This is a genomic window from Bacillus sp. AP50, from assembly GCF_040492675.1.
GTDB classification, from domain to species: domain Bacteria; phylum Bacillota; class Bacilli; order Bacillales; family Bacillaceae_G; genus Bacillus_A; species Bacillus_A cereus.
This window is the reverse complement of the sequence record NZ_JBEUTW010000680.1, coordinates 1-2,024: the sequence shown is the minus strand read 5'-3', so window position 1 is coordinate 2,024 and position 2,024 is coordinate 1. Positions and strand designations below refer to the sequence as shown.

The window sequence follows — 2,024 nt, the reverse complement described above, 5'->3', positions numbered from 1 at the left end:
GTATAAATTAAAGGCGTAAATAAAAACTTGAGCATAATAAAAATGCTCGAGTTTTTATGTGTGTTAATGATAATCCGAAATATGGAATATATACATCTTATGGAGGTCATCTTTGTGAAGAAATGGATAAAAATTACGCTGTACTCTTTACTAGCTATTTTAATTATAGGAAGTATTACTTTTTTAACTTGGTCTCAGTTTACTTATAAACCGACGCAAGAGGCTTTGTCGTTAGTAGATGATAAAAAAGATGAAGATAATATCGTTTTTGGAGCGAAAGATGCGAAAGTAGGGGTTATTTTTTATCAAGGAGCTAAAGTAGAAGCTGAGGCTTATAGTTACTTAGGAGAAGCTCTTGCAAAAGATGGGCACTTTGTAGTAATGCCTAAGTTACCATTAAACTTAGCGATATTTGGAATAAATGAGGTAGATAGTGTAATTGAAAAGTATCCTGAAGTTCAAAAATGGTATGTTGCGGGGCATTCAATGGGCGGAGCTATGATTTCTAAGTATGCCTCTCAGCATGAAGACAAGGTACACGGAATCATTTTCTTAGGTTCGTATCCTGCAGATGACTTTTCTACAAAATCGATTCCGATGTTATCAATTTATGGAGAAGTAGATGCTTTAGCAACTGTAGAAAAAATAGAGAACAATAAAAAGTTCATGTCAAAGAATACAACTATGCACATGATAAAAGGGGGAAACCATGCTCATTTTGGCATGTATGGTGAGCAAAAAGGTGATAATGCGAGTTTAATTACGGCAAAAGCACAACGAGATGAAACAGTAAAAGTAATTGAACAATGGTTATTGGAACAATGATAACGAATTTAATAAATCTACCGAAAGAATTATCCAAACGGTAGATGGGAGAGAGAATAAAGAGCCAAATCGTATGAATTGGCTCTTTTATTTATTTGCTATCTCCAATTGTCCCCTTATTTTCTCAGGAATATCCTCTTTAGAAATAATATCGTAAGAATACACATATTTTCCTTTCACATGAATTTTTAAGTAAGTTTTTCTTATAAAATCATTAGGCGTGTTCGTTCCAACTGTATATTCTTTTTCATTACTTAATTCGTCAACAGCTTTTAGTGAGTACATAGCTTTTCCTTTATGATGATAATCTGGAACACCATATCCTTTCGCAACGGCATATACATTTTTTTCTTCAGCAATCGGATTAAATCTGTCTAAATCTCCGCGTAATATGAAAGGTAGTAAGTATATAGGGAGGCCTATTCCTAGTATGCAAATTACAAATTTCTTCATGATCGTTTCTCCTTTTGTCTATTTACATTTTGAGTATAGAAAAAAGTTCTTATGAATATAGAGGGAAATTCTTTAAGTTTTTCTTAATAAAGTTTAACTTTGTGAAAAAAACTAATTTGAGCATTAAGTTTACGAAATGAATAGCCAAATAACCTATTTTCTTTATTTTTTGATGGTAGGTTATTAGGTTTTATATTGGTATGAGTGAATTAAGAAATAAGTGAGGTTTAGGAAATAGAATGAATTTATCTTATAGTAATAAGAGAATTACCTGAATAAATGATAGTGAGAACAATTAAAGAAAGCATCTAGTGGGGTGCTTTTTTCTTTTGAAACAGAGAATCTCATGGGTCGGTTACATGTAATTTCGTGCTGTGCTTCTAGGTCATTGGAAAATCCAACAATAAAAAAAGAGGGGGAAGGCGTTTTTTATTGAAGTTTGTTAATGATAGATTTTTAACTTGAGAGGGGGGATCGTAAAATAGATTATTAATCTCTTTGGTAATTTTTATTTTCCTTATAGTTGGCATATTGTATTAGAAATTTTAAATTTTGAAGGGAGAATCAATAAGTATGGGTAAGAAAAGAAGAATAAGTAATAAGTTATTACTTATCAGTGCAATTTTTACAATAGCAATTCCCTCAGTCTCATATGCGGAGGAAGTAATTTCACCTGAAAATTTTAAGAGTTCTTCCAATTTGTATAAGGCACGGAATACGGAAATTTTGAAAACAAATTTATATCC

2 protein-coding genes and 1 pseudogene are annotated in these 2,024 nt (G+C 31.6%); 2 read left to right on the top strand and 1 reads right to left on the bottom strand.

Annotated features, from left to right (window positions below; genetic code table 11):
• Positions 1-114 precede the first annotated feature (114 nt).
• Positions 115-825, top strand: a complete 711-nt coding sequence (locus ABWK52_RS28340; RefSeq protein ID WP_025966702.1) for an alpha/beta hydrolase — start codon at positions 115-117, stop codon at positions 823-825.
• 87 nt (positions 826-912) lie between these two features.
• Here the strand turns inward: ABWK52_RS28340 and ABWK52_RS28335 are convergent, their stop codons facing one another.
• The gene (locus ABWK52_RS28335) at positions 913-1,278 is read right to left on the bottom strand and encodes a YxeA family protein (RefSeq protein ID WP_000714887.1); all 366 of its coding nucleotides are present in this window, start codon (positions 1,276-1,278) and stop codon (positions 913-915) included.
• 573 nt (positions 1,279-1,851) lie between these two features.
• On the opposite strand from ABWK52_RS28335, the pseudogene ABWK52_RS28330 reads away from it, so the two are divergent.
• Positions 1,852-2,024 (top strand): annotated as a pseudogene (locus tag ABWK52_RS28330) (alpha/beta hydrolase); the annotation flags it as partial.

Coding starts and splice junctions, on each gene's coding strand:
- ABWK52_RS28335 (WP_000714887.1), bottom strand. CDS start 1,278: ATGAAGAAATTTGTAATTTGCATACTAGGAATAGGCCTCCCTATATAC.